A 2953-nucleotide genomic window follows, 5' to 3' on the forward strand; every position below is an offset into this window, starting at 1 on the left:
GCTGACCACGCTGCCATCCAGCAGTGTTGCCGTGCCGGTCAGGCTGCCGCCGGTATTGTCGGTGATGTTCAGCGTGCCCTTGTCGAGCTGGCCGTTGAAATCCAGCGTGTCGCCGGTGGTCTCCCCATCGTCGCCGCCTACGATGGTGATGTTGTTGCTGCCGCTGTCGCCGGTATCGACGATGGTAAAGGTGTCGTCACCATCTCCGCCGGTGGCGGAATCCCCTTCGCCGACGTTCAGGCTGTCATCGCCGTCACCGCCCTCCAGCGTGTCGGCGCCGCTGCCGCCTGTCAGCGTGTCATCGCCGCCCTGGCCATAAATGACGTCGTCCCCAGCGCCGCCGCTGATACTGTCGTCGCCATCAGCGGGGTCTTCGGGCGGCACCGTGAATGTGATGTTTGAGATCGTGTAGTCGGATCCGTCAGTGCCATCCGTTTGCAGGTTGGCCGACAGGACCAGTTGGTCAAAGGCGCCATAACCGTTGATGTCGACGGTCCCGGTGCCTGTTCCGGCCACATCTTCGGTGAAATCCCCCTGGGCGACCAGGACGCCGTCCTTATAGATCGCCCAATGGCCTTCTTCACCGTGACTATCGGAAAACAGGTGCTTGAAGGTGAAGCTGGCGTCGGTTGTATCCTGATCGAAGTCGACGATCAGCTCTTCGGAAATGCCTGATGCTTTGTCATATCCAATCTGCGCGTCCACGCCGCTGTCGGAGTCAGAGATGGCCCCGGCAACACCAAATGCACCATCGTAATAGTCGATATTGGCCGCATTGGCAGTGCCCGACAGGTCCTTGGCCGTGACCGTGAAGCCGCTGCTGGTGTCGGTGACATTGGAGTCTTCAATGCTTTCCTGGGAATCTGCCAGCCCGGCCTCAGAACTGCTGTCGCCATAGATCGTGTCATCACCTGCGCCGCCTTCCAGGCTGTCATCGCCGTCACCGCCGAACACCAGGTCGTCGTCCGCACCGGCATCAACGGTATCATTGCCTGCGCCGGCCTCAACCGTGTCCTGATTGCCCGAGGCGCCGCCGCCGCTGCCATTGTCGATCTGATCGCCATCGCCGTCGGTGTAGCTGCTGTCGATGTTATCCGCGCCGCTGGTGCCCTCGACCGGGCCGTCGGTGTCTGTATAGGCGGGCGGATTGTCGGCGCTGGCCGAGCTGAAGGAGTCAGGCGGGCCCAGATCCGGCACAAAATAAACGTTGCCGTCAGCGCCGAGATAATAAACGCCGCTTTCGACTTCATTGGTGTAAGGCGTGCCACCGTGCGAGCCGGTCCAGCTCCAATTGCCGGCGCCCAGGTTCTGGTCCGTGGTAAAGGAGGAATAGGTGGACGTGATCGTATCGCCGTGATCGAGCGATCCGTCTCCAAGCTGGACAAGATACCCGCTGGGCATGGTCCCAATTCCTCAAACTCGCAGCGGGCAGGCTGCTCGCGCGTTCCAGATCCCAAAGTCAAGCAGGCCGCGTTAATTCCGCGTATTTCCGGCTTTGGAAAACGCGCGGCATTTTAGTTGGTTTTTCCGCAGCGGCTGGCGGTCCGGGGCAGGGTCTGGCCGCTTGCCCGCGGCGCAAGTGTGGTTTATCACACAAGCCTGATCTTAGATTGCAAGGACCTCCCATGCGCGCGGAAACCCAGAACATCGTGGCGGATATCGAGAAATCGCTGGAGCTGCTGGCCCAGCGGTTGAATTGGGAAACCGCTGAATTCCGCCTGGAGGAATTCAACGCGCGGGTTGAGGATCCGAACCTGTGGGACGATCCCGACGCGGCTCAGAAGCTGATGCGCGAACGCCAGGCGCTGGTGGATGCGATCAATACCTACAAGGGCATCAAACAGGATCTCTCTGACAATATCGAGCTGATCGAGCTGGGCGAGATGGAAGAGGATGAGGAAGTCATCAAGGATGCCGAAGCCGCGCTGAGCGCGCTGAAGGACAAGGCTGCCGAGAAGGAACTGGAAGCGCTGCTGGACGGCGAGGCCGATGCCAATGACACCTTCCTGGAAATCAATGCAGGCGCGGGCGGCACCGAAAGCTGCGACTGGGCCTCGATGCTGGCGCGGATGTATGTCCGCTGGGCCGAGAAAAAGGGTTACAAGGTCGAGCTGCAATCCGAAAGCGCAGGCGACGAGGCGGGCATCAAATCCGCCGCCTACAAGATTTCCGGCCATAACGCCTATGGCTGGCTGAAATCCGAGTCCGGCGTGCACCGGCTGGTGCGGATCTCGCCCTATGACTCGGCGGCCAAGCGGCATACCTCGTTCAGCTCGGTCTGGGTTTACCCTGTGGTAGACGACAATATCGAGATCGACGTGAATCCCTCGGATATCCGCGTCGACACGTACCGGTCTTCAGGCGCCGGCGGCCAGCACGTCAACACCACCGACTCGGCAGTGCGGATCACCCACATCCCGACCGGCATCGTGGTGACGTCTTCGGAGAAGTCCCAGCACCAGAACCGCGACATCGCCATGAAGGCGCTGAAATCGCGCCTGTATCAGCAGGAGCTGGACCGCCGCAACGCCGAGATCAACGCCGCCCACGAGGCCAAAGGCGATGCCGGCTGGGGCAACCAGATCCGCTCTTACGTGCTACAGCCCTACCAGATGGTGAAGGATCTGCGCACCAGCCATGAGACCTCGGACACCAAGGGCGTTCTGGACGGCGATCTGGACGGGTTTATGGGCGCAACGCTGGCGATGAACGTCGCCGGCAAAAGCCGCTCGGAGGCGCGGGGCGAGGACTGACTAGATACGGCGTTGGAAACAGCGCACGGGCCAGAAAATGAAGAGCCTCAGGGTGCCTGCCCTGAGGCTCTTTTTCCGCGAGCGTTCATTTTACTGTCAACTTATGATACACTAAACCTTGGGAGGTCCGGGCATTGTTTCCGGTAGTGAAACCCCGTTTTAACAATTTCAGCTGACGGCGGCTTTGCTGCAGAACCACG

General features: G+C 60.7%; 2 protein-coding genes. One reads left to right on the plus strand and one right to left on the minus strand.

Annotated features, from left to right (window positions below; all coding sequences use genetic code 11):
- Positions 1 to 1401, minus strand: a 1401-nt coding sequence (locus A2I95_RS29415) for a calcium-binding protein (RefSeq protein WP_291735578.1), incomplete at its 3' end; no start/stop codon positions are given.
- A 224-nt stretch (positions 1402 to 1625) separates the two neighbouring features.
- Here A2I95_RS29415 and prfB point away from each other — a divergent pair.
- Complete coding sequence (gene prfB / locus A2I95_RS29420) at positions 1626 to 2753, plus strand: peptide chain release factor 2 (RefSeq protein ID WP_291735580.1); 1128 nt, start codon at positions 1626 to 1628, stop codon at positions 2751 to 2753.
- Positions 2754 to 2953 lie beyond the last annotated feature (200 nt).

This window comes from Leisingera sp. F5, assembly GCF_001593695.1.